The sequence below is a fragment of the Pseudomonas sp. WS 5503 genome (assembly GCF_012985385.1).
Classification (GTDB): domain Bacteria; phylum Pseudomonadota; class Gammaproteobacteria; order Pseudomonadales; family Pseudomonadaceae; genus Aquipseudomonas; species Aquipseudomonas paracarnis.
In genome coordinates, this window is the sequence record NZ_JAAQWI010000006.1 from 233651 (window position 1) to 257177 (window position 23527).

23 protein-coding genes are annotated in these 23527 nt (G+C 61.4%); 9 read left to right on the top strand and 14 right to left on the bottom strand.

Annotation, left to right across the window (positions count from 1 at the left end; translation table 11 throughout):
* Positions 1-210: 210 nt before the first annotated feature.
* Complete coding sequence (locus HBO10_RS17365; RefSeq protein ID WP_034125758.1) at positions 211-435, bottom strand: DUF465 domain-containing protein; 225 nt, start codon at positions 433-435, stop codon at positions 211-213.
* 175 nt (positions 436-610) lie between these two features.
* Here HBO10_RS17365 and tkt point away from each other — a divergent pair, with 175 nt between their 5' ends.
* Complete coding sequence (tkt, locus tag HBO10_RS17370; RefSeq protein WP_034125759.1) at positions 611-2665, top strand: transketolase; 2055 nt, start codon at positions 611-613, stop codon at positions 2663-2665.
* A 30-nt stretch (positions 2666-2695) separates the two neighbouring features.
* On the opposite strand, the gene HBO10_RS17375 is transcribed toward tkt, so the two are convergent.
* Positions 2696-3607: a LysR family transcriptional regulator gene (locus HBO10_RS17375; protein ID WP_034125760.1), complete on the bottom strand. Its 912-nt coding sequence runs from the start codon at positions 3605-3607 to the stop codon at positions 2696-2698.
* 250 nt (positions 3608-3857) lie between these two features.
* On the opposite strand from HBO10_RS17375, the gene HBO10_RS17380 reads away from it, so the two are divergent.
* Positions 3858-5273, top strand: coding sequence for a cytosine permease (locus HBO10_RS17380; protein WP_034125761.1), 1416 nt, complete (start codon positions 3858-3860; stop codon positions 5271-5273).
* A gap of 223 nt (positions 5274-5496) precedes the next feature.
* Positions 5497-6006 (top strand): GNAT family N-acetyltransferase, encoded by a 510-nt coding sequence (locus HBO10_RS17385; RefSeq protein ID WP_034125762.1) that lies wholly within the window; start codon positions 5497-5499, stop codon positions 6004-6006.
* A 314-nt stretch (positions 6007-6320) separates the two neighbouring features.
* Here HBO10_RS17385 and HBO10_RS17390 read toward each other — a convergent pair whose 3' ends face one another.
* Positions 6321-6566: a hypothetical protein gene (locus HBO10_RS17390; protein ID WP_152612727.1), complete on the bottom strand. Its 246-nt coding sequence runs from the start codon at positions 6564-6566 to the stop codon at positions 6321-6323.
* A gap of 16 nt (positions 6567-6582) precedes the next feature.
* On the opposite strand from HBO10_RS17390, the gene HBO10_RS17395 reads away from it, so the two are divergent.
* Entirely contained in the window at positions 6583-6882 is a 300-nt protein-coding gene (locus HBO10_RS17395) for a hypothetical protein (protein ID WP_034125764.1), read from the top strand.
* Between the two features lie 145 nt (positions 6883-7027).
* Here the strand turns inward: HBO10_RS17395 and HBO10_RS17400 are convergent, their stop codons facing one another.
* Positions 7028-8221: a YgcG family protein gene (locus HBO10_RS17400; RefSeq protein ID WP_034125765.1), complete on the bottom strand. Its 1194-nt coding sequence runs from the start codon at positions 8219-8221 to the stop codon at positions 7028-7030.
* A gap of 131 nt (positions 8222-8352) precedes the next feature.
* Here HBO10_RS17400 and HBO10_RS17405 point away from each other — a divergent pair, with 131 nt between their 5' ends.
* Positions 8353-9168, top strand: coding sequence for an alpha/beta hydrolase (locus HBO10_RS17405; RefSeq protein ID WP_034125766.1), 816 nt, complete (start codon positions 8353-8355; stop codon positions 9166-9168).
* Positions 9158-10294, top strand: coding sequence for a PAS domain-containing sensor histidine kinase (locus tag HBO10_RS17410; protein WP_034125767.1), 1137 nt, complete (start codon positions 9158-9160; stop codon positions 10292-10294). The genes HBO10_RS17405 and HBO10_RS17410 overlap by 11 nt, the downstream gene beginning before the upstream one ends.
* On the opposite strand, the gene dapF is transcribed toward HBO10_RS17410, so the two are convergent.
* Positions 10291-11094 carry a diaminopimelate epimerase gene (dapF, locus tag HBO10_RS17415; protein WP_034125768.1) on the bottom strand — a complete coding sequence of 268 codons (804 nt, stop codon included), beginning with the start codon at positions 11092-11094 and terminating at the stop codon, positions 10291-10293. The two genes, HBO10_RS17410 and dapF, sit on opposite strands and share 4 nt — an antisense overlap.
* 160 nt (positions 11095-11254) lie before the next feature.
* Here dapF and HBO10_RS17420 point away from each other — a divergent pair, with 160 nt between their 5' ends.
* On the top strand, positions 11255-11752 hold the full coding sequence (locus HBO10_RS17420; RefSeq protein ID WP_034125769.1) for an AAA family ATPase: 498 nt from the start codon (positions 11255-11257) through the stop codon (positions 11750-11752).
* Positions 11753-11859: 107 nt separating this feature from the next.
* Here the strand turns inward: HBO10_RS17420 and HBO10_RS17425 are convergent, their stop codons facing one another.
* From HBO10_RS17425 to HBO10_RS17435, 3 genes are read right to left on the bottom strand one after another with little or no spacing between them, the layout of a single operon-like run.
* Complete coding sequence (locus tag HBO10_RS17425; RefSeq protein WP_034125770.1) at positions 11860-12270, bottom strand: SRPBCC family protein; 411 nt, start codon at positions 12268-12270, stop codon at positions 11860-11862.
* Between the two features lie 24 nt (positions 12271-12294).
* Positions 12295-13092 (bottom strand): SDR family oxidoreductase, encoded by a 798-nt coding sequence (locus HBO10_RS17430; protein ID WP_096143378.1) that lies wholly within the window; start codon positions 13090-13092, stop codon positions 12295-12297.
* Between the two features lie 11 nt (positions 13093-13103).
* Positions 13104-14114: an aldo/keto reductase gene (locus HBO10_RS17435; protein WP_034125772.1), complete on the bottom strand. Its 1011-nt coding sequence runs from the start codon at positions 14112-14114 to the stop codon at positions 13104-13106.
* Positions 14115-14226: 112 nt separating this feature from the next.
* Between HBO10_RS17435 and HBO10_RS17440 the strand changes: the two genes are divergently transcribed.
* Positions 14227-15123, top strand: a complete 897-nt coding sequence (locus HBO10_RS17440) for a LysR substrate-binding domain-containing protein (RefSeq protein ID WP_034125773.1) — start codon at positions 14227-14229, stop codon at positions 15121-15123.
* A gap of 356 nt (positions 15124-15479) precedes the next feature.
* On the opposite strand, the gene HBO10_RS17445 is transcribed toward HBO10_RS17440, so the two are convergent.
* From HBO10_RS17445 to HBO10_RS17455, 3 genes are read right to left on the bottom strand one after another with little or no spacing between them, the layout of a single operon-like run.
* The gene (locus tag HBO10_RS17445; protein ID WP_034125775.1) at positions 15480-16772 is read right to left on the bottom strand and encodes an FAD-binding oxidoreductase; all 1293 of its coding nucleotides are present in this window, start codon (positions 16770-16772) and stop codon (positions 15480-15482) included.
* Positions 16769-17857 carry a polyamine ABC transporter substrate-binding protein gene (locus HBO10_RS17450; protein ID WP_034125776.1) on the bottom strand — a complete coding sequence of 363 codons (1089 nt, stop codon included), beginning with the start codon at positions 17855-17857 and terminating at the stop codon, positions 16769-16771. Before HBO10_RS17450 ends, HBO10_RS17445 begins: the two co-directional genes overlap by 4 nt.
* A gap of 25 nt (positions 17858-17882) precedes the next feature.
* Entirely contained in the window at positions 17883-19241 is a 1359-nt protein-coding gene (locus HBO10_RS17455) for a glutamine synthetase family protein (RefSeq protein ID WP_014718136.1), read from the bottom strand.
* A gap of 137 nt (positions 19242-19378) precedes the next feature.
* Between HBO10_RS17455 and HBO10_RS17460 the strand changes: the two genes are divergently transcribed.
* Positions 19379-20275, top strand: a complete 897-nt coding sequence (locus HBO10_RS17460) for a helix-turn-helix domain-containing protein (protein ID WP_034125777.1) — start codon at positions 19379-19381, stop codon at positions 20273-20275.
* 59 nt (positions 20276-20334) lie between these two features.
* Here the strand turns inward: HBO10_RS17460 and HBO10_RS17465 are convergent, their stop codons facing one another.
* From HBO10_RS17465 to HBO10_RS17475, 3 genes are read right to left on the bottom strand one after another with little or no spacing between them, the layout of a single operon-like run.
* Positions 20335-21438 (bottom strand): acetoin dehydrogenase dihydrolipoyllysine-residue acetyltransferase subunit, encoded by a 1104-nt coding sequence (locus HBO10_RS17465; RefSeq protein ID WP_034125778.1) that lies wholly within the window; start codon positions 21436-21438, stop codon positions 20335-20337.
* Complete coding sequence (locus HBO10_RS17470) at positions 21435-22454, bottom strand: alpha-ketoacid dehydrogenase subunit beta (protein ID WP_034125779.1); 1020 nt, start codon at positions 22452-22454, stop codon at positions 21435-21437. The genes HBO10_RS17465 and HBO10_RS17470 overlap by 4 nt, the downstream gene beginning before the upstream one ends.
* Positions 22455-22491: 37 nt before the next feature.
* A complete protein-coding gene (locus HBO10_RS17475; protein WP_034125780.1) occupies positions 22492-23469 on the bottom strand; it encodes a thiamine pyrophosphate-dependent dehydrogenase E1 component subunit alpha in 978 nt (325 codons plus the stop codon).
* Between the last annotated feature and the right edge of the window lie 58 nt (positions 23470-23527).

Sequence of the window (23527 nt, forward strand, 5' to 3'; positions counted from 1 at the left end):
CTTGCGCCGCAACAAGCCCCAGAGCCGAGTGGACGGGGCGCATCATAAGGAGAGAAGCGGCACTTGTCCTCCAGACAATTCTGAACAAATGTGCACATTCCGTGTGTGTGGCGAGGGAGCTTGCTCCCGCTGGGGTGCGAAGCGCCCCCATTGGCGGCGGCTGCGCAGCCGAACGGGCGCAAGCTCCCTCGCCACAGGTTACGGGTTTGCTTAACCCAGCCGCTGCGCAATTTCGTCTTTGATCGACAGCCGCTTCTTCTTCAGGTTCTCCACCTCTTCATCGCTGGCGCTGGCTTTTTCCGCTTTTAGCACCTTGGCGTCGGCGTCGTCGTATTGAGTGAGCAGTGAGTCCAACCGGTTGTCTTGCGCCCTGCGCTTGTGAACGTCTTCCTTGCTCAATCCCAAGTCCTGATACAGGTCGTGTTTCACTGGCATGGCGTACCTCCACAGATTGATCGATAGTCTACGCCCTTGAAGCTAGCCCATTCCAACAAGCCTTGTCATGTTTGAAGTCAACAACGACCCGTTCGTCGCGGCGCACGCGATGGGATCAAACCTTTGCCCCGCCCTGCCCTCCACTGTAGATCGCCACCCCAGGGAGAACGGTTATATGAATCACGTTGCCACTGCTGCCGACACCCAATGCATCAACACCCTACGCACCCTGGCCATGGATGCCGTGCAGAAGGCCAATTCGGGTCACCCTGGCACGCCCATGGCTCTGGCGCCCGTGGGGTACACGCTGTGGAGTCGCTTCCTGCGTTATCACCCCGAACATCCCGACTGGCCCAACCGTGACCGTTTTGTGTTGTCGGTGGGGCATGCCTCGATGTTGCTGTATTCGCTATTGCACCTGGCCGGGGTGGTAGAGATCGACGCCCACGGCAAGCGCTCCGGCCAACCGGCCGTCAGCCTCGAGGATATCAAGCAGTTCCGGCAGATGGGCTCCAAGACCCCTGGCCACCCCGAGTACCGCATGACCACAGGCGTAGAAACCACCACGGGCCCGTTGGGCCAGGGCTGCGCCAACAGCGTGGGCATGGCCATGGCTGAGCGTTGGCTGGCTCAGCGCTTCAACCGCGACGGCCAGGTGCTGTTTGACTACGACGTCTACACCCTGTGCGGTGACGGCGACATGATGGAAGGCATCAGCAGCGAAGCCGCGTCCCTGGCCGGGCACTTGAAGCTCGATAACCTGTGCTGGATCTATGACAACAACACCATCAGCATCGAGGGCCACACTGAGCTGGCGTTCAGTGAAGACGTGATCCAACGCTTCCAGGCGTATGGCTGGCACACCGTGCATGTCACCGACGCCAATGACTTGCAGGCCTTGAGCGTGGCGCTGGAAACCTTCAAGGCCAACACCGGCGCGCCCACCTTGATCGTCGTGGACAGCGTGATCGGCTACGGCTCACCGCACAAACACAATACCGCTGCTGCCCATGGCGAGCCGTTGGGGGACGATGAAATTCGCCTGACCAAGGCCGCCTATGGCTGGCCGCAGGATTCGAGCTTCCTGGTGCCGCAAGAGGCTCGCACAGTGTTGCGCGATGCCCTTTACGAACGTGCCGAGCCGTTGTACGCCGAATGGAACCAGACCCTGGCCTCCCTCGAGCCGCAACGGGCCGATGAACTGCAACGCATGCGCGCCGGGGAAATGCCCGAGCAATGGCAAGCGCACCTGCAAGACTTTGCCGCCGATGCCAACGGCGTCGCCAGCCGTGCCTCAGGCGGCGAAGTGTTGAATGCCTTCGCCCAACAGATCCCCTGGCTGCTGGGCGGCTCGGCGGATTTGTCGCCCTCGACCAAGACCAACCTCACCTTCGACGACGCCGGGCGTTTCAGCGCGGATGATTACAGCGGGCGCAACCTGCACTTCGGTATCCGCGAACACGCCATGGGCGCAATCGCCAACGGCATGGCGCTGTCCTACCTGCGCCCGTATACCTCGACCTTCCTGGTATTCAGCGATTACATGAAACCGCCGATCCGCCTGGCGGCGATCATGGAATTACCCGTGATCTTCGTGTTTACCCATGACTCCATCGGCGTCGGCGAGGATGGACCGACACATCAGCCTATCGAACACCTCACCCAACTGCGGGCCACGCCGGGGCTGTTGACCTTGCGCCCGGGCGATGCCAATGAAACGCTGGAATTGTGGAAAGTCGCCTTGGCCCAGACTCATCGGCCCAGCTGTGTCGTGCTGTCACGCCAGCCGCTGCCCACCCTGGATCGCACCCAGTACGCGGCGGCCTGCGGTGCGGCCAAAGGTGCCTACGTGCTGGCCAGCGCGCAAGAGCCTGAGGTCATCCTGATAGGAACAGGCAGCGAAGTCAGCCTGGCGGTCGCCGCCTATGAGCAGCTCAAAGGTGAAGGCATTGCCGCCAGCGTGGTATCGATGCCCAGTTGGGAGCTGTTTGAAGACCAGGATCAAGCCTACCGCGACAGTGTGCTGCCGCCCGCGGTGAAAGCTCGCGTAGTGGTGGAACAGGCCGGTCCCTTGGGCTGGGACCGCTATGTCGGGCAGACCGGCGCCAAGGTGGTGATGAACAGCTTTGGCGCCTCGGCACCGCTGGCAAAGTTGCAGGAGAAGTTCGGCTTTACCCTGGACAATGTGGTGAAGCTGGCCGAGCAACAGCGCCAGTTGGCTGAAAACTGACCCGCATAAGCGCGCGGGGCTGGTTCGCAGTCACGCCAGTAACCGCGCAAGTTCTTCACGGCAATAGTCGACAAACAATTGCACCGGCTTGGTCAGCGGTGCACGACGCAACCACACGGCCGACAGCCCGGACCCCGTGACCGTTTCAGCCAAGGGAATGCACACCACCTTCTGCCCATCATAGGTGTACTCGCTGAAGGGTTTGGTCACCAGGATCGAGAACCCGAACCCGCGCCCCACCATGCCCCGCACCATTTCGATGGAGGGCGAGCTGAATACGATATTCGGGGTCAGCCCGCGCTCTTCGAAGATGCTCACGAAGTAGGTACGGCTGGGCAACACGTCCAGCAAAATCATTGGCTCCAGCACCAGGTCGGCCAAGGACACCCTGGCCTGCTGGGCGAAGCGGTGATCGGCCGGCAGCAACGCATAGGGCTGTTGGGGCGGCATCAGTGGCGTGGTCTCGATAGTGCCGCCCAGGTCGTGCTCAAACAACATCGCCACGTCGATACTGCCTGCGGTCAGCGCCTGCACCAATTCCTGCTGCTCGCCATCGCGGATGCGGATCTCCACCCCTGGCCAGCGTGCCTTGAAGCCGGCGATCAAGCGTGGCAGGTACAACGGCGCCACGGTTTCAAAGCAGCCGATGTCGATCTGCCCGGCCACCACGTCATTATCCGCCAGGGCGTTCTGCTCGAACTCATGGGCCACCCGCAACAGCTCCAACGCCTTGCGATAAAAGCGCGCGCCACTGGGCGTAAGGGAAACGCCCTGGGCGTGGTGGCGGATAAACAGCTGCACGCCAAAGCTGTCTTCCAGCTGTTTGATTGCCGTGGACACCGACGGCTGGGCGATATACAGCTTGCGCGACGCCTCGGCGACGCTGCCGCATTCGGCCGTGGTCACAAAATATCTGAGCTGGCGCAGGTTGTAGGCAGCCATCGGCACCTCCATAAACGTGGGTTTTCGCCCCAAACAGGTGCGCAGATACACCGGTTTTTCAAGCCATTGAAGCCCATGCAACATACCGGAGCATAAAACCACGTGAGATATTTTTTTTAAGGTCTATAGCAACAAACTTACTAATTTACCTGCCTGCGCCCATTACAGATGATCACTCCAACAACAAAGCGCCGCCCGTGCAGCGCATAGCGAAGTACGTCCACGTACTCACCTTGCCTTGGAGCTCGTCATGGTTACCACTGCAACATCCTCCGCCCCGCTCATCGAAAAACACACGATTGGATACGTGCCCCCGGAAGATCGCCATGGAAAGGTAAGAGACCTGTTCACCCTGTGGTTCGGCGGCAACATCGCGCCGTTGCCGATCGTCACAGGCGCACTGGGTGTGCAACTGTTCCACCTCAACCTGGTGTGGGGCATTGTCGCCATTCTTGTCGGCCATTTGGTCGGCGGTGTGTTGATGGCATTGCACTCGGCCCAGGGCCCGCAGATGGGCATCCCGCAGATGATCCAGAGCCGTGCGCAGTTCGGCTCCCTCGGCGCGTTGCTGGTGGTGGTGATTGCCGGGGTGATGTACATCGGCTTCTTCGCCTCCAACATTGTGCTGGCCGGTAAATCCCTGCACGGCGTGGTGGACGTCGTACCTGTACCGGTGGGCATCGTTATCGGCGCCATTGGTTCCGGGATCATCGGCATCATCGGCTATCGCTTCATCCACGTACTCAATCGAATCGGCACCTGGGTACTGGGCGCCGGCATCGTGCTGGGCTTTGGCTACATCTTCACCCATGTACAGACCACGGATTTCCTCACCCGTGGCAGCTTCAACATCTCGGGTTGGCTGGCCACCGTTTCCCTGGCCGCGCTGTGGCAGATCGCCTTTGCGCCCTACGTGTCGGACTATTCCCGCTACCTGCCAGCCGACGTGCCGGTAGCCGCAACCTTCTGGACCACCTACCTGGGCTCGGCGCTGGGGTCGAGCCTGGCGTTCATCTTCGGCGCCGTGGCAGTGCTCGCCACGCCGGTAGGCATGGACACCATGGACGCCGTCAAACTCGCCACCGGCGCCATCGGCCCGTTGATGCTGGTGCTGTTCCTGCTCAGCGTGATCAGCCACAACGCCCTCAACCTGTACGGCGCGGTGCTGTCGATCATCACCCTGATACAGACCTTCGCCTACCGCTGGATCCCGACCGCGAAAAGCCGTGCGGTGATCTCCATCATCGTGCTGGCCGCCTGTTCGATTGCGGCGGTGTTTGCCTCCCAAGACTTCATCGGCCACTTCGTCGACATGGTGCTGGTGCTGCTCGTGGTGCTGGTGCCCTGGACGGCGATCAACCTGATCGATTTCTACGCCATTCACAAAGGCCAATACGACATCGCTTCGATCTTCCGCGTGGATGGCGGCATCTACGGCAAGTACAACCCGCAGGCGCTGCTGGCCTATGCGGTGGGGATCGCGGTGCAGATTCCGTTCATGAACACGCCGCTGTACGTGGGGCCGATTTCGCAGCACATCAACGGCGCGGACTTGTCGTGGGTGGTGGGGCTGGCGGTGACGTCACCGTTGTACTTCTGGTTGGCGAGTCGGGACAGTGCGTATAAGCGCCGGATGGACGGGGGCAAGTTGGTGGGTGGGGTTTGATACAGACGCTCGGTCGCGCCCGCCCTACCCGTCACAACGTGTAGGAGCGCGCTTGCTCGCGAAAAACTCGCAGGCGCCGCGTTCATTCAGGAAACGTGCGTTATCGTTGACGTTTTTCGCGAGCAAGCTCGCTCCTACAAGGGGTGATGAGTGGCCGTGCGGTGCCATAGGCCCGATGTTTCTCTATGATGTGGCCTTTCACTGAATATCCCTGGAACCACCCATGCCCACCCTCACCCTGCGCAACGCCCTGCCCACCGACGCCCCACGCTGCTTTGAAATCGAAACCACCGCTTACGAAGGCGACGAAGCCGCAACGCTTGAAAAAATCGCCACGCGCATCGCGCAGTATCCCGAAGGCTTTTTGATCCTGGAGGAAGATGGCGCAGTGGTGGGGTTCATCAACTCCGGCTGTGCCCATGAGGTGGTAATGTCGGACGAGGCCTTCAAGGAGTTGGTGGGTCATGACGCCGAGGCGCCGAATGTGGTGATCATGTCGGTGGTGGTCGACCCGGCCCATCAAGGCAAGGGCTATGCGAAAAGACTGATGACCGCGTTCGTGCAGCGCATGGGAACACTGGGCAAGCAGACGATTCATCTAATGTGCAAGCAACAGCATGTGCCGTTGTACACCCGCATGGGCTATACCTACGTGCGCCCTTCGCCGTCGGATCACGGTGGGATGGCGTGGCATGAAATGGTGATGGCGTTGAAAGCCACACCGTCGCAGTAGTGATTGTGTGTTGCAAGGCATGAAACTGCCGAAAAGCCGTGCAGGGAACGAATGCTTTTCAACAGGTAAAAATCCTGGATTTGTCTGTGCTGTCTGACGTCAAGCCTGACGCTGCAAAGCGTTATCTCAGATTGTGCCTACAGCAACTTCTCCCGCTGTATGAGCTAACCACACAGGGGTTTCACACGCTTACATTCACGCGAAACAGGCCACATTGAGTGAAGGTTCCGGGCGCTGTAGCCTGCGAAACACCCCGCCAGGACCCTGCCCCGGCGGGGAATCTTCCTAGCTATCACAGAGGTGCAATCGTGTCTTCAATCAGTGGCTTCACCCCATCCATCCCGCCCCATCAACCTGTTGACGCAAACAAGATCGATAACGATAAACCCAGGTACAACCCCTTGGAAGAAAACAGGGTTGGCGATGATGCAGAAGTGTCCGATGGCAAGTGCGGCTGGAAGAGCGTCGGCGACGAATATCGGGCCTACGCCAATCGCAATCGGTTTGATCGCCTCTTCCTGCCTTCGGACAAAAAAGCCATCCACGTCGCTCAGGTCCATCCTCTTCCCCATCGGTTTGATCACCACTTCGTGCCTTCGGACAAAAAAAGTCATCGACGACGCGCAGTTCCACCCACTTCCCCATCGGTTTGATCAGATCTTCCTGCCTTCGGACAAAAAGGTCATCGACGACGCGCAGATCCACCCTCTTCCCCGTCGGTTTGATCACCTCTGCCTGCCTTCGGACAAAAAGGTCATCGACGACGCGCAGATCCCCCCTCTTCCCCATCGGTTTGATCACGGTTACCTGCCTGCGGACCAAAAGGTCATCGACGACGCTCCGAGCGTCGCCAATCGCGCCCCCATAGATTCCTAAATCAAATCCGACGGCAAGGGCGGTTGGGTCAAGGCGTAACAGTGCGACCGACTGTTTGCTATCCAAGCCGTTGCGCCTCCCCATGGTATTGCCAAACACGCGCTTGCCATGGGTGGGTGCGAAAGCGTGGGCATCCGCCAGCGAGTCACCAACTGCCGGAAGCCCCACCACCGCCACTGGAACCACCACCACCGGACGAGCTGCTGCTAGAACTGCTGGAACTTGAACCGGAGCCACCGCCCGAGCCAGATCCAGCCCCCTCGCCAACCTTGCCAAAGATAATCAGCGCGACAAACGATGCGATAGGAAACGCCAGCAGCCAGCCGTCGCGGCCGTCGTCAATCACCCATCCTGCCACCACGTACACCACTACCGCCGCCAGCAACCGCACAATAAAACCGGCGCGGCTGGTGCGCCATGTCTCTCTCATGATCAGCAGCAGTACCAGGTACAACCCCAGCACCACCAAGACGCCCAATGGCCACAGCAGCCAATGGATGAAACTGACATCCACGTACTGGTTTGCCATAACCAACCCGAGGCTGTAAGCCAGCAGCCCGATCACACAGTAAAACAGCGTACGCACCTGCCACAGCGCGCCGAATACCGCGCCGCCTATCAACAGCGTCAGCGGCATGACAAACAGGAACATCGGCCACTCCCAACCACCCGCCAGCAGCGTCAACAACAGCGTGGCCGCCACGGCGGCGATCAACGCCTTGCGCCAATGCAGCTTGCCGGCTGCAATCGCCACGCCGCCCAAGCCGCCCAGGATAAGCGCCGCCAACAATGCCATGAATTGGGGGTGGATCCCGGCTCCCGCCAGTTGCGGCAGGTCACCGCCGTCCACCAGCACGGTCAGGGCGTCCACCCCCTGTTGCACACCGCCGGCAAAATCGCCCTGGCGAAACGCCGGGGTGATCTGTTCTTCAATAATACGATGGGCCAGCAGGTCGGTGACGATGCCTTCCAGGCCGTAGCCCACCTCGATACGTACCTTGCGGTCGTCCTTGGCCACCACCAGCAGGATGCCGTCGTTGACGTCCTTGCGTCCCAGTTTCCAGGCACGAAACAGCTGGTTGGCGTAGCCTTCGATATCGGCGCTGCCGGTGGTTGGCACCAGCAATACCGCCACTTGCGCGCCTTTGCGTTGTTCAAGGTCAGCCAGTTGTTGCTTGAGGCGCTGGGCGGTGCCCGAGTCGAGGGTGTTTGTCAGGTCAATGACCCGCTGATCAAGAGCTACCCCAATCGGCGAGGTGTCCGCATGAGCGGTGATCAACAGGCTGGAAAATACCAGGGCCAGTAGGCTGAACACCGATTGCCGCACAAGCACGATCATGTATGGTTACCTGAAGTCTCTCCCTGAAGGCGCCGACTTTACCTTATCTGCGTGCAAACGCGTGACCCAGGGCCTGCGACTATCTAAACTGCCGATAAGCTGCATAGCAATAAGCCATCTACGGGACGCCCATGGACCTAAGTCACCGCAACAATGTACATGTGATGGGCAACGGTCCCTCGACCCTGGTGTTTTCCCACGGTTTTGGTTGCAACCAGGCCATGTGGAATGCCTTGGCACCGCATTTTGTCGAGCGCTTTCGCGTCGTGCTGTATGACCTGGTCGGCGCCGGCCTGTCGGACTTGAGTGCGTTCGACAAAGCCAAATACAGCCGCCTGGATGGCTATGCCCATGACCTGAACGAGATTATCGACGCCTACGCCCAAGGCCCGGTGATTCTGGTGGGCCACTCGGTCAGCGCGATGATCGGCACCCTCGCGGACCGTTTCATCCCGCAGCGCATTGCCGCGCACGTGATGATTGGCCCATCGCCGCGCTATATCGATACCGAGGAATATGTCGGCGGTTTCAAGCGCGACGACATCGACGACCTGCTCGACACCCTCGACAGCAACTACCTCGGCTGGTCCAGCGCCATGGCCCCGGTGATCATGGGCGCCCCGACGCAGCCGCACCTGAGCGAGGTGCTCACCGACAGCTTCTGTCGCACCGAGCCGGACATCGCCAAGCAGTTCGCCCGCGTGACCTTCCTGTCGGATAACCGCCAGGATGTGTTCGGCCTGACCACCCCGGTGCTGATCCTGCAATCGACCGACGACCTGATCGCCCCCGTGGCCGTGGGTGAATACCTGCACACCGTATTACCTAACAGCACTTATTGCCTGGTCGAGAATGTCGGCCATTGCCCGCATATGAGCGCCCCCCAGGCGTGTGCCGCGGCGATGGACCGGTTCCTGGCCCCTTGGGCGGCTGCCGATGCCCGTTGACCCGCTGTTTGACAGCGCGGCCTGTGCCCTGGCGGTGACCCAGGAAGATGGCACGATCCTGCACGTCAACCCACGCTTGTGCGATTGGCTGGGCTTCACGGCGGCCCAACTGCTGGGCCGGCGTTTCCAGGACCTGCTGGCCATGGGCGGGCGGATTTTCTACCAGACGCACCTGGCGCCAATGCTGCGCATGCACGGCAGCGTCACCGAGGTGAAGCTCGACATCCGCCATTGCAACGGGCACAAAGTCACGGTCTTGCTCAATGCCAACCAGCGCCAGCAGCCGGACGGCGTGGTGTATGACCTGGCGCTGTTCGGCACCACCGACCGTGACAAGTACGAGCGCGAACTGCTCAATGCGCGCAAGCAGGCCGAAGCCCTGCTGCAGGAAAAAACCGCCACGGAACTGGCCCTGCAACAGGCCCAGGCCGAGCTGAGCGAGGCCTATGCCATTGCCCAGCGCCGGGCGTTGTTTGCCGAACAGATGGTGGCGATTGTCAGCCACGACCTGAAAAACCCTCTGACTGCGATCCGCATGGCCGCCGACTTTCTCCAGCGCGGCGAGCGCACGGCCAAGGAGCGCCAGCTACTGGGGCACATCGGCCAGTCTTCCGAACGCGCCCATCGCATGATCGCCGACCTGCTGGACTTCACCCAGGCCCGGGTCGGCCAGGGCATTACCATCAAGCCGCAACCGCTGGACCTGCATGGCGTTATTCATCGCAGCGTCGACGAACTGCGGGTGGCCTTCCCCAAGGCCACGCTGGTGCATCACGCCGAGGGCCAGGGCGACGCCTGCCTGGACGCCGACCGTGTGCAACAGATGATCGGTAACCTGGTGGCCAACAGCGTGGCCTATGGCGACTTGCTGCAGCCGATTACCATCACCTCACGCCTGGGCGACAACACCTGCGCGGTTGCGGTGCACAACCACGGCCCGGCGATTCCGCAAACCCTGCTGGCCGGGTTGTTCGAACCCATGACCCGCGGCACCGACCAAGGCAGCGACGTGCGTAGCGTAGGCCTGGGCCTGTATATCGTGCGCGAACTGGCCAAAGTACATGGCGGCGACGTGGCGGTGAGTTCCTGTGCGAGTGCCGGCACCACGTTTACCGTGAAGTTCTAGTCCAGGTACGCGGTGCCCTGCATGATCGGCTCGACACGGCCGGTCAATATCACGCCGCCCTGCCCGTCCCATTGCACCGTGACCGCGCCACCGTCGCACTGGACTTCCACACGCTCATCGAGCAGCCCTCGCCGGATGCCGTTGACGACCGCCCCGCAACAGCATGAACCGGACCCCAGCGGCACACCGCCGCCACGCTCCCAGATACGCAGGCGGATATGGCCGCGGTCCAGCACTTGCACGAAATGCACATTGGTCCTCGCCGGAAACAGCGGGTGAACTTCCAGGGTCGAGCCTATGGCCTCAATATCGAGCGCAGTCACATCCTCTACAAAAAACGTGCAATGCGGGTTGCCCATGCTGCACGCTGCCGGCTGGCCGTCGATAGGCAACACGCAGGTGTCCATCGCCTTGGCCAAGGGTACCGACGCCCAGCCCAGCGAGGGTGCGCCCATGTCCACCGACACCCGCTGCCCATCAGCACGTGTGCATGTCAGCAAACCGCGGTCGCTAAGCAGCACAATGGCCTCGGCACCTGCCTCATGCATCAGGCGGTCGGCCACGCCACGAGTCGCGCTGCCGCAGGTTTGCAGGCGTGTTCCGTCGGGGTTCCAGAACTGAACGCGCGCGGCGGCCTGCTCACAGTCGAGCACCACCGCCAGTTGATTGAAACCGATGCCGGTGCGGCGGTTACCCAGATGGCGGGCAATCTGCGCATTAATGGGGTTATCCTCGCCACGGCGGTCGATGATAATGAAGTCGTCGCCGTGGGCGTGCATCTTCACGAACGGCAGGGTCATGGGCGCTCCTGTGGGTGAAATGAATCACGCGGTTCTAATACCACTGTTGGAGCGAGCTTGCTCGCGAAAAACTCACAGGCACCGCGTTTATTCAGGCAGTACGCGTTTTGTTGGCGTTCTTCGCGAGCAAGCTCGCTCCTACATATGGGGTTGATGGGTCATGCTTATTGTATTCAGCGGCTTGCCTGGCAGTGGCAAGACCACGATTGCCAGGGAGCTGGCGCGACAGTTGGGCGCGGTTTACCTGCGTATTGATGTGATTGAGCAGGCGCTGCGGGAGGCTGCGGTGTTGGCGGGCGATGTGGGGGCCAGTGGCTACGGTGTGGCGAATGCGCTGGCGCTGAGTAACCTGCGCCTGGGACAGCGGGTAATCGCCGATTGTGTGAACCCGGTGAAGGAAAGCCGCGATGCCTGGCAAGCGGTGGCGACAGCGGCCGGCGTGGCACTGATCAATATCGAGGTAGTGTGTACCGATCAGCAGGCGCATCGGCGCCGAGTCGAAGGGCGTGTGGGCGATATTCCGGGGCTGGTGCCACCGACCTGGGAATCGGTACAGGTGCATGAGTATGAACGCTGGGAGGTACCACCGTTCAGGCTGGATACGGCGCAGATGACGCCGGCAGAGGCTGTCGCGGCAGCCTTGCTCCATATAGGCTAAACCCCACCTGTGGCGAGGGAGCTTGCTCCCGCTGGGGCGCGAAGCGGCCCCGCTCTTTGTGGGACTGCTACGCAGTCCAGCGGGAGCAAGCTCCCTCGCCACAATCTTTAGAAGTTACCGCGCAGCGCCTCAAGCCCGCCTTCGTAAATACCGGCAAACAATTCCTCGACTTGCGCATCGGTGGTACCCGCTGCCGGCGTGAACACGCCGGACCAGGTCACTTTCGCCGAGGTGTCCGTCAACGCTTCCACCTGCAAGGTCGACAGGTAAGCACTCACCGGAAACGGCGACGCTTCAATGGTGTAGCTGTAGGTGCGCGCCACGTTGTCGAAAGTCTGCAAGCGCTCGACAATCGTGCCGCCGTCAGCGGCGGTCAGGTGACGCACACGGCCACCCTCGCTCGGCTCGCTCTTGGCAATAAAAGGCAGCCAGTCGGGCAGGCTGTTGAAGCCGCCAATCAGTTGCCAGACCTGGTCGGCCGATACCGCAATTTCAATCACAGAAGAAGCTGTTGCCACAATCAATACTCCAGTCAGGAAAAATCAGATTGCCATGCTGTCGACAACGCCACCGTCGACCCGCAGCGCGGCACCGGTCGTCGCCGAAGACAGCGGTGAAGCAATGTACGCCACCAGGTTCGCCACTTCATCCACATTGGCCGCACGCTGGATGATCGAGGTGGGCCGCGCATGGCGCACAAACACATCTGCTTCGTCTCGGGCACTGCGCCCGGATTCGGCCGTGGCGTCCTTGAGCATGTGTTCCAGGCCATCGGTAAAGGTCGGCCCCGGCAAGATAGCATTCACCGTCACCCCAGTACCCGCCAGGCGCTTGGCCAGTCCGTGGGACACCGCCAGGTTGGCGCTTTTGGTCACTCCGTAGTTGATCATGTCAGCCGGCGTCGCCACGCCAGATTCCGACGACACGAAGATCACCCGACCCCAGCCCTGCTCGACCATACCCGGCACATAATGCCGCGCCAGGCGCACGCCGGAGATCACATTGACCTCATAGAAACGCGCCCACTCACTGTCCGGCGCGTCGAAGAAATCCACCGCGTCGAAGATGCCCAGGTTGTTGACCAGAATGTCGGCGCGGGGTTCGGCGGCGAAGAGTTTCTGTGCGCCTTCAACGGTCCCGAGGTCGGCCACTAAACCACGCAGTTGAGCAGCGGGAATCGCCTGGCGAATGCTCGCCAAGGCGTCGTCCACCTTGCCTGCATCACGCCCGATCACCACCACCGTGGCGCCGGATTGCGCCAGGGCCTGGCTGATGCCCAGGCCGATACCGGCGGTGCTGCCGCTGACAATAGCCACTTTGCCGCTTACATCAATCTTCATGCTCAAGCTCCTTAACGTGAGAGAGGCAAAGGTGCACGGTCCGAGATCAAGCGGGCCTCGCGCAACGCTTGCCAGAAGGCTGCTGGAATCTGCTCAGACAACGCCGCGACGTCTTCGGCAATCCGCCCCGGACGACTGGCACCGGGAATCACCGCCGCCACCGCCGGATGCGCCAGTGAGAACTGTAGCGCAGCGGCCTTGATACTGACGCCAAACGTCTGGGCAATTGCCTTGATCTGCTCGACCTTGGCAATGATCGCCGGGCTGGCTTGCTGGTATTCAAAATGCGCACCGCCAGCGAGGATGCCGGAGCTGTACGGGCCACCGACGACGATCTCGACCTGCTGGGCGTGGGCCGCGTCCATCAGGCGCTGCAAGGCGCGGTCGTGATCCAGCAGCGTGTAGCGCCCCGCCAGCAGAAAACCGTCAGGCTGGGCTTCGGTCAGGTCCAGGGTCAATTCGCAAGGCTCGACACGATTGACGCCCAGCCCCCACGCCTTGATCACACCTTGCTCGCGCAAACGGGTGAGTACTTTGAAGGCACCAGTGCGGGCCTGGTTGAAGTATTCCAGCCATTGGTCGCCGTAGAAATCCTGGGCGATGTCGTGAACCCACACGATGTCCAGGCGGTCGGTTTGCAGGCGTGTCAGGCTGTCTTCAATGGAGCGCAGCGTGGCGTCGGCACTGTAGTCATTGAGTATTTTATTCGGGCGGCCGTGTTCGAATACGCCGCTTTTTTCCCCAAGGTCACGGGCGGTTTCTTCGACTTCATCCAGAATCACCCGGCCGACCTTGGTGCTGAGCACGTAGTCATCGCGGTGATAGTTGGACAGGGCCTGGCCCAAGCGGATTTCCGACAGGCCCGAGCCGTAGAACGGCGCGGTATCGAAGTAACGCACGCCCTGGCTCCAGGCGGCCTCGACGGTGGCCTGGGCTTCTTCTTCGGGGATAGCGCGAAACATATTGCCCAAGGGGGCGGCGCCAAAGCCCAGTACGCCGGGCAGTGTGTCTTTCAAGCTCATGGTGGTTCCTCAATCGGTGCGAGGTCGCTGTGACCGTTGAGCAGATGCTAGATTGCACTAATCAGACCGTCCAAGACATACTGCGACCAACTTGAGTCCTTGCAGGTCTTACATGATTGATCTACGCCAGTTGCGCTACTTCGAAGTGGTAGCCGAAGAAGAACACGTCGGCCGCGCCGCCGAGCGCTTGCACATTTCCCAATCGCCCCTGAGCCGGCAGATCGCCCAGCTCGAGGAACGCCTGGGCCTTACCCTGTTCGAACGCAGCCAGCAGCGTATCCGCTTGACCCGCGACGGCCAGACTTTCCTGGCCGAAACCAAGGCACTGCTGACCCACGCCAACCGCCTGGAGTCTCTGGGCAAGCGCCTGGGCCGCGGCGAAGAAGGCGGTTTGTGCATCGGTTATATCGAAAACGCCATGCACGCCGGTGTCTTGCCCAATGCCTTGCGCATACTGCGCGACGACCGGCCCGCCGTGCATATCAAGCTGTATAACCTGCCCTCCCTGGAACAACTGGAAGGTTTGCGCCAACGCAGCCTGGACATCGCCTTGGTGAGCGAACCACCTGCCGCCGACGACCCGGAGCTGACCGCCTGGCAAGTCCTCGATGACCCGATGCTGCTGGCCCTGCCTGAACAGCATCCGCTGGCTCAACACCCTGAACTGTTGCCCGAACACCTGGCCGACCAACAATGGATCGGCGTGCAGCGCAAACCTGGCGCCAACCCGGCCGATGATTTCGTCGCCGCCTGCATCCGCGCCGGTTTCACCCCGCAGATCCCCATGGAGGCCAGCGAGCCCTTTACTGCATTGGGCCTGGTCGCGTCGGGGCTAGGGGTGGCGATGGTGCAAAAGGGCCTGAGCCGCAACGCTCCACCGGGCGTGGTATTGCGCGAACTGCCGTGGCTGGCCTACACCACACCGCTGTGGGCGGCCTGGCACCGCGTCAACTTGAGGCCGTTGGTGGAAACCTTTCGCAAAGTGCTGACCGAACCTGAGGCTATCTGACTGACGTCCCACAGGGTGTCTATGCCGGGTGATGATTTTGTGGGCAACGCAGAACCAGTGTGGGAGCTGGCGGTGGTTCAGCTAACAACCGCCTTCGAGCAAGCGCTAATGGCTTTTTGTAGGAGCGAGCTTGCTCGCGAAGAACTCACAGGCGCCGCGTTTATTCTGGATGCGCACGTTATCGTTGACGTTTTTCGCGAGCAAGCTCGCTCCTACAGGGGATTGGTGCCGGGCGCTGATTCCGTGGGCAATGCATGGCCAATGTGTGCGGGCTTGCCTGCGATAGCGGTGGTTCAGTTGAAGGTTCAGTGACTGACACACCGCCTTCGCGAGCAAGCCCGCTCCCACATTGGATCTCAGAGTGCTTCGCGCAACCGATACCACAACATCCCCAACGCCAGCAGCGGCGAGCGCAGCGCCTTGCCACCGGGAAAGGTCATGTGCGGCACCTGGCTGAAAATATCCAGGCCCTGGCTTGCACCCGCGTGTATCCCTTCGGCCAGCAACCGTGCGCACCAGTGCGTCACGTTCAAGCCGTGACCGGAATAGCCTTGGGCATAGAACACGTTGGGGTACTGCTTGAGGCGCCCGACCTGGGGAAAACGGTTGGCGGTAATGCCGATCTTGCCGCCCCACTGGAATTCAATAGCCGTGTTGGCCAACTGCGGGAACACCTTGAGCATTTTCGGGCGCATGTACGCGGCGATGTCCTGGGGGTCGCGCCCCGAGTAGTGGCAGGCGCCACCGAACAACAGACGCCGGTCGGCGGTCAGCCGGTAGTAATCCAGGCCGACTTTCTGGTCGCACAGCGCCAGGTTCTGTGGGATCAACTGCTGGGCCACGGGCTCAGGCAGAGGCTCGGTGGCGATGATGTAGCTGCCCGCCGGCAGTACCTTGCCGCTCAAGCGCGGCTCCAGCTCTTCAAGATGGGCATTGCATGCCAGCACCAGGTTGGCTGCGCGCACGCTTCCGCCTGTGCAGCGCACCCGCACCGTTTCGCCATGGATCAGCTCCAGCACCGGGCTGTGCTCAAAGATACGCACCCCGAGGGCTTCGGCCGCCTGCGCTTCACCCAATATCAGGTTGAGCGGGTGCAGATGTCCGGAACCCATGTCGACCAGGCCGCCGGCATACATAGCAGAGCCCACCACCTGTGCCATGTCTTGTGGGCCGACCAGCCGCGTTTCGTGGGCATACCCCACGGCCGCCAGGTGCGCCTGTTCGCCCTTGAACGCCGCGAACTGCGCCGGAGTATTGGCGAGTTCGCAAAACCCCCAGCGCAGGTCACAGTCGATGCCGTGCTCGGCAATGCGCTGGCCCACCAGGGCGACCGAGTCGATACCGGCCCGCTCCATATAGCGCACGCCCTCCTCGCCCACGTATTTGGCAAACCCGGAGACATCATGGCCAATGCCACGGATCAATTGCCCACCGTTGCGCCCGCTGGCGCCCCAACCGATGCAGCGCGCTTCCAGCAGCACCACCGAGAGCCCGCGCTGGGCCAGTTCGATGGCGGTGTTGACCCCGGTAAAGCCGCCGCCGATCACACACACATCGGCGCTCAGGTCTGCCTCAAGTGCGGGCCGCTGCGCCATGGCATTCGCCGAAGCGCGGTAATAGGACGGGGCGTGTTCATTGGGCTGCATCATCGGTTGGACTTCACTTTGCTCCAGGCGCGGGTCATCACGCGCATGGTCGCCGGCGTAGGCGTGGTGGAGATATAGAGTTTGTCGAGTACGTCCTGGGGCGGGTACACCTCAGGATTGTTCACCAGCTCCGCAGGCATGAACGGCTTGGCGGCCGGGTTGGCGTTGGCATAGCCCACCGAGGTGCTGACCTTGGCAATCACCTCAGGCTCAAGCAGGTCGTTGATGAACGCATGGGCTTCTTTAGGGTTGCTCGCATCGGCCGGAATCGCCAACAGGTCGAACCACAGGTTAGAGCCTTCCTTGGGGATCGAGTACGCAATGTTCACCCCGTTCTTGGCTTCCTTGGCGCGGTTGGCGGCCTGGAACACATCGCCGGAATAACCGAAGGCCACGCAGATATTGCCGTTGGCCAGGTCCGAGATGTACTTGGAAGAGTGGAAATAGGTGATGTACGGCCGCAGCGTCAGCAGCTTGGCTTCGGCCTGCTTGTAGTCCTCGGCATTCTCGCTGCGTGGGTCCTTGCCCATGTAGTTGAGGATCGCCGGGAACAGCTCATCCGCTGAATCGAGGAAGGCCACGCCGCACTCATGCAGCTTCTTGATATTTTCCGGTTCAAACAGCACGGCCCACGAGTCTATGCGGTCGATGCCCAGCACTTGCTTGACCTTGTCGACGTTGTAGCCAATGCCATTGGTGCCCCACAGGTACGGCACCGAGTGCGCATTACCGGGGTCGTTCTGTTCCAGTAACTTCAGCAGCTTGGGGTCCAGGTTCTTGAAGTTGGGCAACTGCGCGCGGTCAAGCTTGAGGAACGCGCCGGCCTTCACCTGGCGCGCCAGGAAGTGGTTGGACGGCACCACCACGTCATACCCGGTGCGCCCGGCCAGCAACTTGCCCTCCAGGGTTTCGTTGGAGTCGAACACATCGTAGATCACCTTGATGCCGGTCTTGGCCTGGAAATCCGCCAAGGTGGTCTCGCCAATGTAATCGGTCCAGTTGTAGACACTCACCGTCGGCGCCGCCTGACCGGCACCGCTGAACGCCGCGACCAGGGCCAGTGGAAGAAGCTTGTTCACAAGACGCATATCGTCACCCCTCTTATGCTTGTTTTCAGACGCTCAACAGCAGGAACTCACGCTCCCAGGAACTGATCACCCGCTTGAAATTCTCATGTTCGGCGCGCTTGACCGCGACGTAGCCGCGCACGAACTTCTCCCCCAGGTACTGCTTGACCGTGTCGCAATCCTCCATGCGCGCCAGCGCATCTTCGAGGGTGAACGGCAGGCGCAGGTTGCGGCGTTCATAGGCGCGGCCTTCCACCGGGGCACTGGGTTCGATGTGCTCGATCATGCCCAGGTAGCCACACAACAAGCTGGCAGCAATCGCCAGGTAAGGATTGGCATCGGCGCCCGGCAGGCGGTTTTCCACGCGCATCGCCTCCGGGCTGGAAGTGGGCACGCGCAAGCCGACGGTGCGGTTCTCTTCGCCCCATTCGACGTTGACCGGCGCCGAGGTATCGGGCAGGAAGCGGCGGAACGAGTTCACATTGGGCGCGAACATCGGCAACAGCTTGGGGATGTACTTCTGCAGGCCGCCGATGTGATGCAGGAATAATGGGCTCATGTTGCCGTCGGCATCGACGAACACCGGTTTGCCGGTGGCAATCTCCACCACGCTCTGGTGCAAATGCATGGCGCTGCCCGGTTCATCGGCCACTGGCTTGGCCATGAAGGTGGCGGCCACGTTGTGCTTGAGGGCGGCCTCGCGCAAGGTGCGCTTGAACACCGTGATCTGGTCGGCCAGATCCAGGGCGTCGCCATGACGGAAGTTGATTTCCATCTGCGCGGGGCCGTCTTCGTGGATCAGCGTATCCAGGTCCAGGCCCTGGGCTTCGCACCAGTCATAGACATCTTCGAACAGCGGGTCGAATTCGTTGGCGGCATCGATGGAAAACGACTGGCGCCCGGTTTCGGCGCGGCCCGAGCGGCCGATGGGAGTTTTCAACGGCAGGTCCGGATCTTCGCAGCGCTGGGTCAGGTAGAACTCCATTTCCGGCGCGACAATCGGCTGCCAGCCTTGGTCGGTGTAGAGCTGCAGGACTTTCTTCAACACATTGCGCGGCGACAGTTCGATGGGGTTGCCCTGCTTGTCGAAGGTGTCGTGGATCACGATGGCGGTGGGCTCGATGGCCCACGGCACTACGTAAGTGGCGTTGGCGACCGGGCGGCAAATCATGTCGATATCGGCCGGGTCCAACAGGTCGTAATAGATATCGTCGTCGACAAAGTCCCCGGTTACCGTTTGCAGCAACACACTTTCCGGCAGGCGCATGCCTCGCTCATGCAGGAACTTGTTGGTGGGTGCAATCTTGCCGCGTGCGATGCCAGTCAAGTCACTGATCACGCATTCGACTTCGGTAATCTTGTGTTCTTTCAGCCAGGTGGACAGCTGATCGAAGGGGGCGTTCATAAGGACCTCGTCTTGGGTGGGATGCGACGCCGGGTTGTACTCCCAGCGCATTGAGGTCTATCTTGGGCCAGCCTTGAAACGGCATCTATCCACTTTGCACGCGGCACAACGCACCAATAGAGTGCGCACGGATCACCATGACACAGGCAACCGCTTTGCGCGTACAGGCCTTCGCCACCGGCGATGTGGCCGCCCAATGCAGTGCGACACCCGGCTGGGTGCAGCAGTACCAGCAGATGTCCCCCGGGCATTTTGCCGGGCAGGTGCGCTACCTCGACCTGCAAGGGGTGCAGGTCTACGAAGAATGCATGAACACCCGGGTGGAGCAGCATTTCAACGCACCTGCCGGCGCCCTGGCGTTCTGTTTCGACGCCAGTGACAACGCGCTGTACCTGCTCAATGGCGAAAGCCGCAACACCTGGATCACCCCGGTCAACTACCGCGAAGTGGCCGTGGTGTTCGGCCCGCAGTTCGTCCAGCGCCACGGCCTGGATATAGCCAAGCTCGAAGGCTTGTTCATGGCTCCGCTGACCTGTCGGCAAAATGCGCTGTTCACTCGCTGGCTGAGCGGCACCCTTACGCGCCTGTCGGCCCTGACCGACCCCATCAGCCGCGATGCCCTCACCCAGCAACTGCTCGACGACTGCCTGTTTATCCTCGATAACGCCTGCGTGTGCCTGGACGGCAGTTCATTGCAAAAGCGCAATGAAGAACGCCAATTGATGGCGCGCATCGGCGAATGGGCGGCGGATGCGCCGGATGAAACCGCCAACCTGTTGGAACTGGCGCAGATTGCGGGTGTGCCGTTGCGCCAATTGCAGCAAGGGTTCAAGACCTACACAGGGATGAGCCCGGCGCAGTGGTTAAGGTTGCGTCGGTTGAACGGGGCGCGGCGTGAGTTGCTGAGCACGACCGACACCACGGTCGCCGAGGTCGCGATGAATTGGTCGTTCTGGCATTTGGGGCGGTTTTCAAACAGCTACCGGGCGCTTTTTCAGGAGCTGCCCAGCGAAACCCTGAAACGCTCCAGCTGAAAAAACACGCTTGACCTTGTGGGAGGGACAGGCCAAACCGTCCCTCCCTTAAACCTCAATCAGGGCTGCGCGTTCAAAAAAGTGGAGATCAGTTGATTGACCTGCTCCGCCGCCTCTAGCTGCACCATATGCCCCTGCCCCGGCAATACATGCACCTGAGCCTGCAGCCCTTGGGCGTGACTTGCCGGGATGATCGCGTCGTCACTGCCCCAGATCACCAGGCTCGGCTGGCGGCCCACCTCGCTGCGAAGATCCAGCATCTGCCGCCCGCCATCGAACAGCTTGTGATCGAGCTGGCGCAACGCTTGATCCACCCCTTCCAGGCGCTTGAATTTGAGCATGTCCTCCAGCATCTGCCGCGTCACCAGCGCAGGGTTACTGAACAGTTGAGTCAATGGCGGCTTGAGCGCGTTACGGTTGTTGGCTTCGACAAAACCTCGCAGGTAATCGCCGTTGATATCGGCACCCAGACCGGCGCTGGCGATCAAGGTGATGGAGGCGATACGTGCAGGCGCCAGGCTGGCGACGGTGAGGGTCACCAGCCCACCCATGGAGTGGCCGGCCAAATGCACACGGTCGAGCGCCAGGTGGTCGAGCAATGCCAGTACGGCGCGACTGAGTTCGGCAGCGTCTCCCGTTTGCAGAGACTTGCCCGACTCCCCGTGCCCCGGCAGGTCCAGGGCAATCACCCGGCGTTCGGCGGCCAGGGCCGGTTGATTGAACAGCCAGTTGTTCAGATCGCCCCCGAAGCCGTGCACCAACACCAGCGGCGTGCCGCTCTCGCCCATGTCCAGATAACGCAGCAAGCGCCCGCCTACCTCGACTTTTTGTGCGCTGGGGCCGGCCTCTTCGGCTTCGGCGGCACTGGAGACGAACCCGGCGTTGAAGCTTTCGATCACGCTATCGATCTGAGCCTCTGTCGCCTCGCCCTCCACCACAATTCCCAGTAGAGCGCCCACCGGCAGGGTTTCATCACTGAGCGCCAGTACCCGACGCAGCACGCCGCTAAAAGGCGCCTCGACACTGCTGGAGATCTTGTCGGTCTCCACGTCCAGCACTTCCTCGCCCTTTTCCACTCGGTCGCCGGGTTGTTTGAGCCAGACATCGATGCGGCCCTCGGTCATCGACAGGCCCCATTTGGGCATGGTCAGGGTATGAATCATGCGGCGGTCCTCTTGTCGGCGATCTTCATCACGGCGGCCTCGATCTTCGCGGCGCTGGGGATGTACAGGTCTTCCAGTGCATCGGAAAACGGCACCGGGGTGTGCGGCGCGGTGACCATCTCGATGGGAGCGCGCAGGAAAGCGAACGCCCGCTGGGCCACCAGGGCACTGATGTCGGTGGCGACCGAGCAGCGTGGGTTGGATTCGTCGATCACCACCAGGCGCCCGGTTTTCTCGACGCTTTCAAGGATGCTGTCTTCATCCAGCGGGCTGGTGGTGCGCAGGTCCAGCACTTCACAATCAATGCCTTGACGCGCCAGGTTGGCCGCAGCCTCCAGGGCGATATGCAGCATGCGGCCGTAGGTCACCAGCGTCACATCCTTGCCCTCACGCACAAAGTTGGCTTCGCCAAACGGGACCGTGTACAGCTCTTGCGGTACGTCGCCCTGCATGCCGTAGAGCATTTTGTGCTCAAGGAAAATCACCGGGTCATTGTCGCGGATTGCCTGGATCAACATGCCCTTGGCGTCGTAGGGCGTGGCCGGGCATACCACCTTGAGGCCGGGGATATGCGTCCACATGGAGGTGAGCATTTGCGAATGCTGGGCAGCCGCCCGCAAACCGGCGCCGTACATGGCACGGATCACCAGCGGTGTAGTGGTTTTGCCACCGAACATATAGCGGAACTTGGCAGCCTGGTTGAGCAACTGGTCCAGGCAGCAGCCGATGAAGTCGACGAACATCAATTCGCACACTGGGCGCATGCCACGGGTAGCGGCGCCCACCGCCATGCCCACGTAGCCGACCTCAGACAACGGTGCGTCCAGCACGCGCCCGGGAAATTGCGGGTGCAAGCCCTTGGTCACGCCAAGCACGCCGCCCCATGCGTCCTGCTCACCGGGGGAACCGGTGCCACCGGCCACATCCTGACCGATGATGAATACGCTCTGGTCACGGCCCATCTCTTGAGCCAAGGCCTCATTGATCGCCTGCTGATAGCTGATTTTACGAGCCATTAGATTCTCTCCACGTCTTGTTTTTATAGGGTTGGTATCAGCGGTAGGCCACGTAAACGTCGCTTAGCAGGTCGGCGGCCTGGGGCTTGGGATCGGTTTTGGCCAGGCGTACGGCGTCTTCGATCAATTGCGCCACTTCACCGTCGATGCGCTCGAACTGCGCTGCGTCCAGCCAGCCTTCGGCATTGCAGCGCTGACGGAACAAGGCCAGGCAATCGGCGCTTTCGCGCAGGTTTTTCACTTCGTCAGCGCCGCGATAGGTTTGCGCATCGCCCTCGAAGTGCCCGTAGAAACGGCTGAGCTTCACCTCGACCAGCGTTGGCCCGTCGCCTTGGCGCGCCCGCTCCACAGCAACGCCGAGTGCTTCATGCACCGCGAAAAAATCATTGCCGTCGACGATCACCCCCGGCATACCAAACCCGGCGGCGCGCTCGGCGATGTCTTTGCATGCCACCGACCAACCGGCGCCAGTGGCCTCGGCATAACCGTTGTTTTCGGCGACAAACAGACACGGCAGCTGCATGATCGACGCCAGGTTCATCGCTTCGAACACGGCACCTTCGTTGGAGCCACCGTCGCCAAAAAACGCCACTGCCACGCCCTGGCTCCCCTTGAGCTTGGCAGCCAGCGCCGCCCCCGCGGCCAACGGTGCGCCGGCACCGACAATGCCGTTGGCGCCGAGCATGCCTTTCTCCTGGTCGGCGATGTGCATGGAGCCGCCCTTGCCGCCACACACGCCGGTTTTCTTGCCATAGATTTCGGCCATCATGCCGAACACGTCGACGCCCTTGGCGATGCAGTGTCCGTGGCCGCGGTGGTTGGACGCGATGCAATCATCGTCATTGAGATGCGCCATGACACCAGCGGCGCAGGCTTCCTGGCCGGCATACAGGTGAACGAAACCGGGGATCTCGCCGGTGGCGAACTCCACATGCAGGCGTTCTTCGAAATCGCGGATGGTGCGCATCACGGTGTAGGCATGCAGTAACTGATCGGTGCACAGGTGGGTGGACATCTTGTTGTTCTCCAGGTTGTCTCGACGCACAAAAGACTGGCTGCAGCCAGTGCCAAGC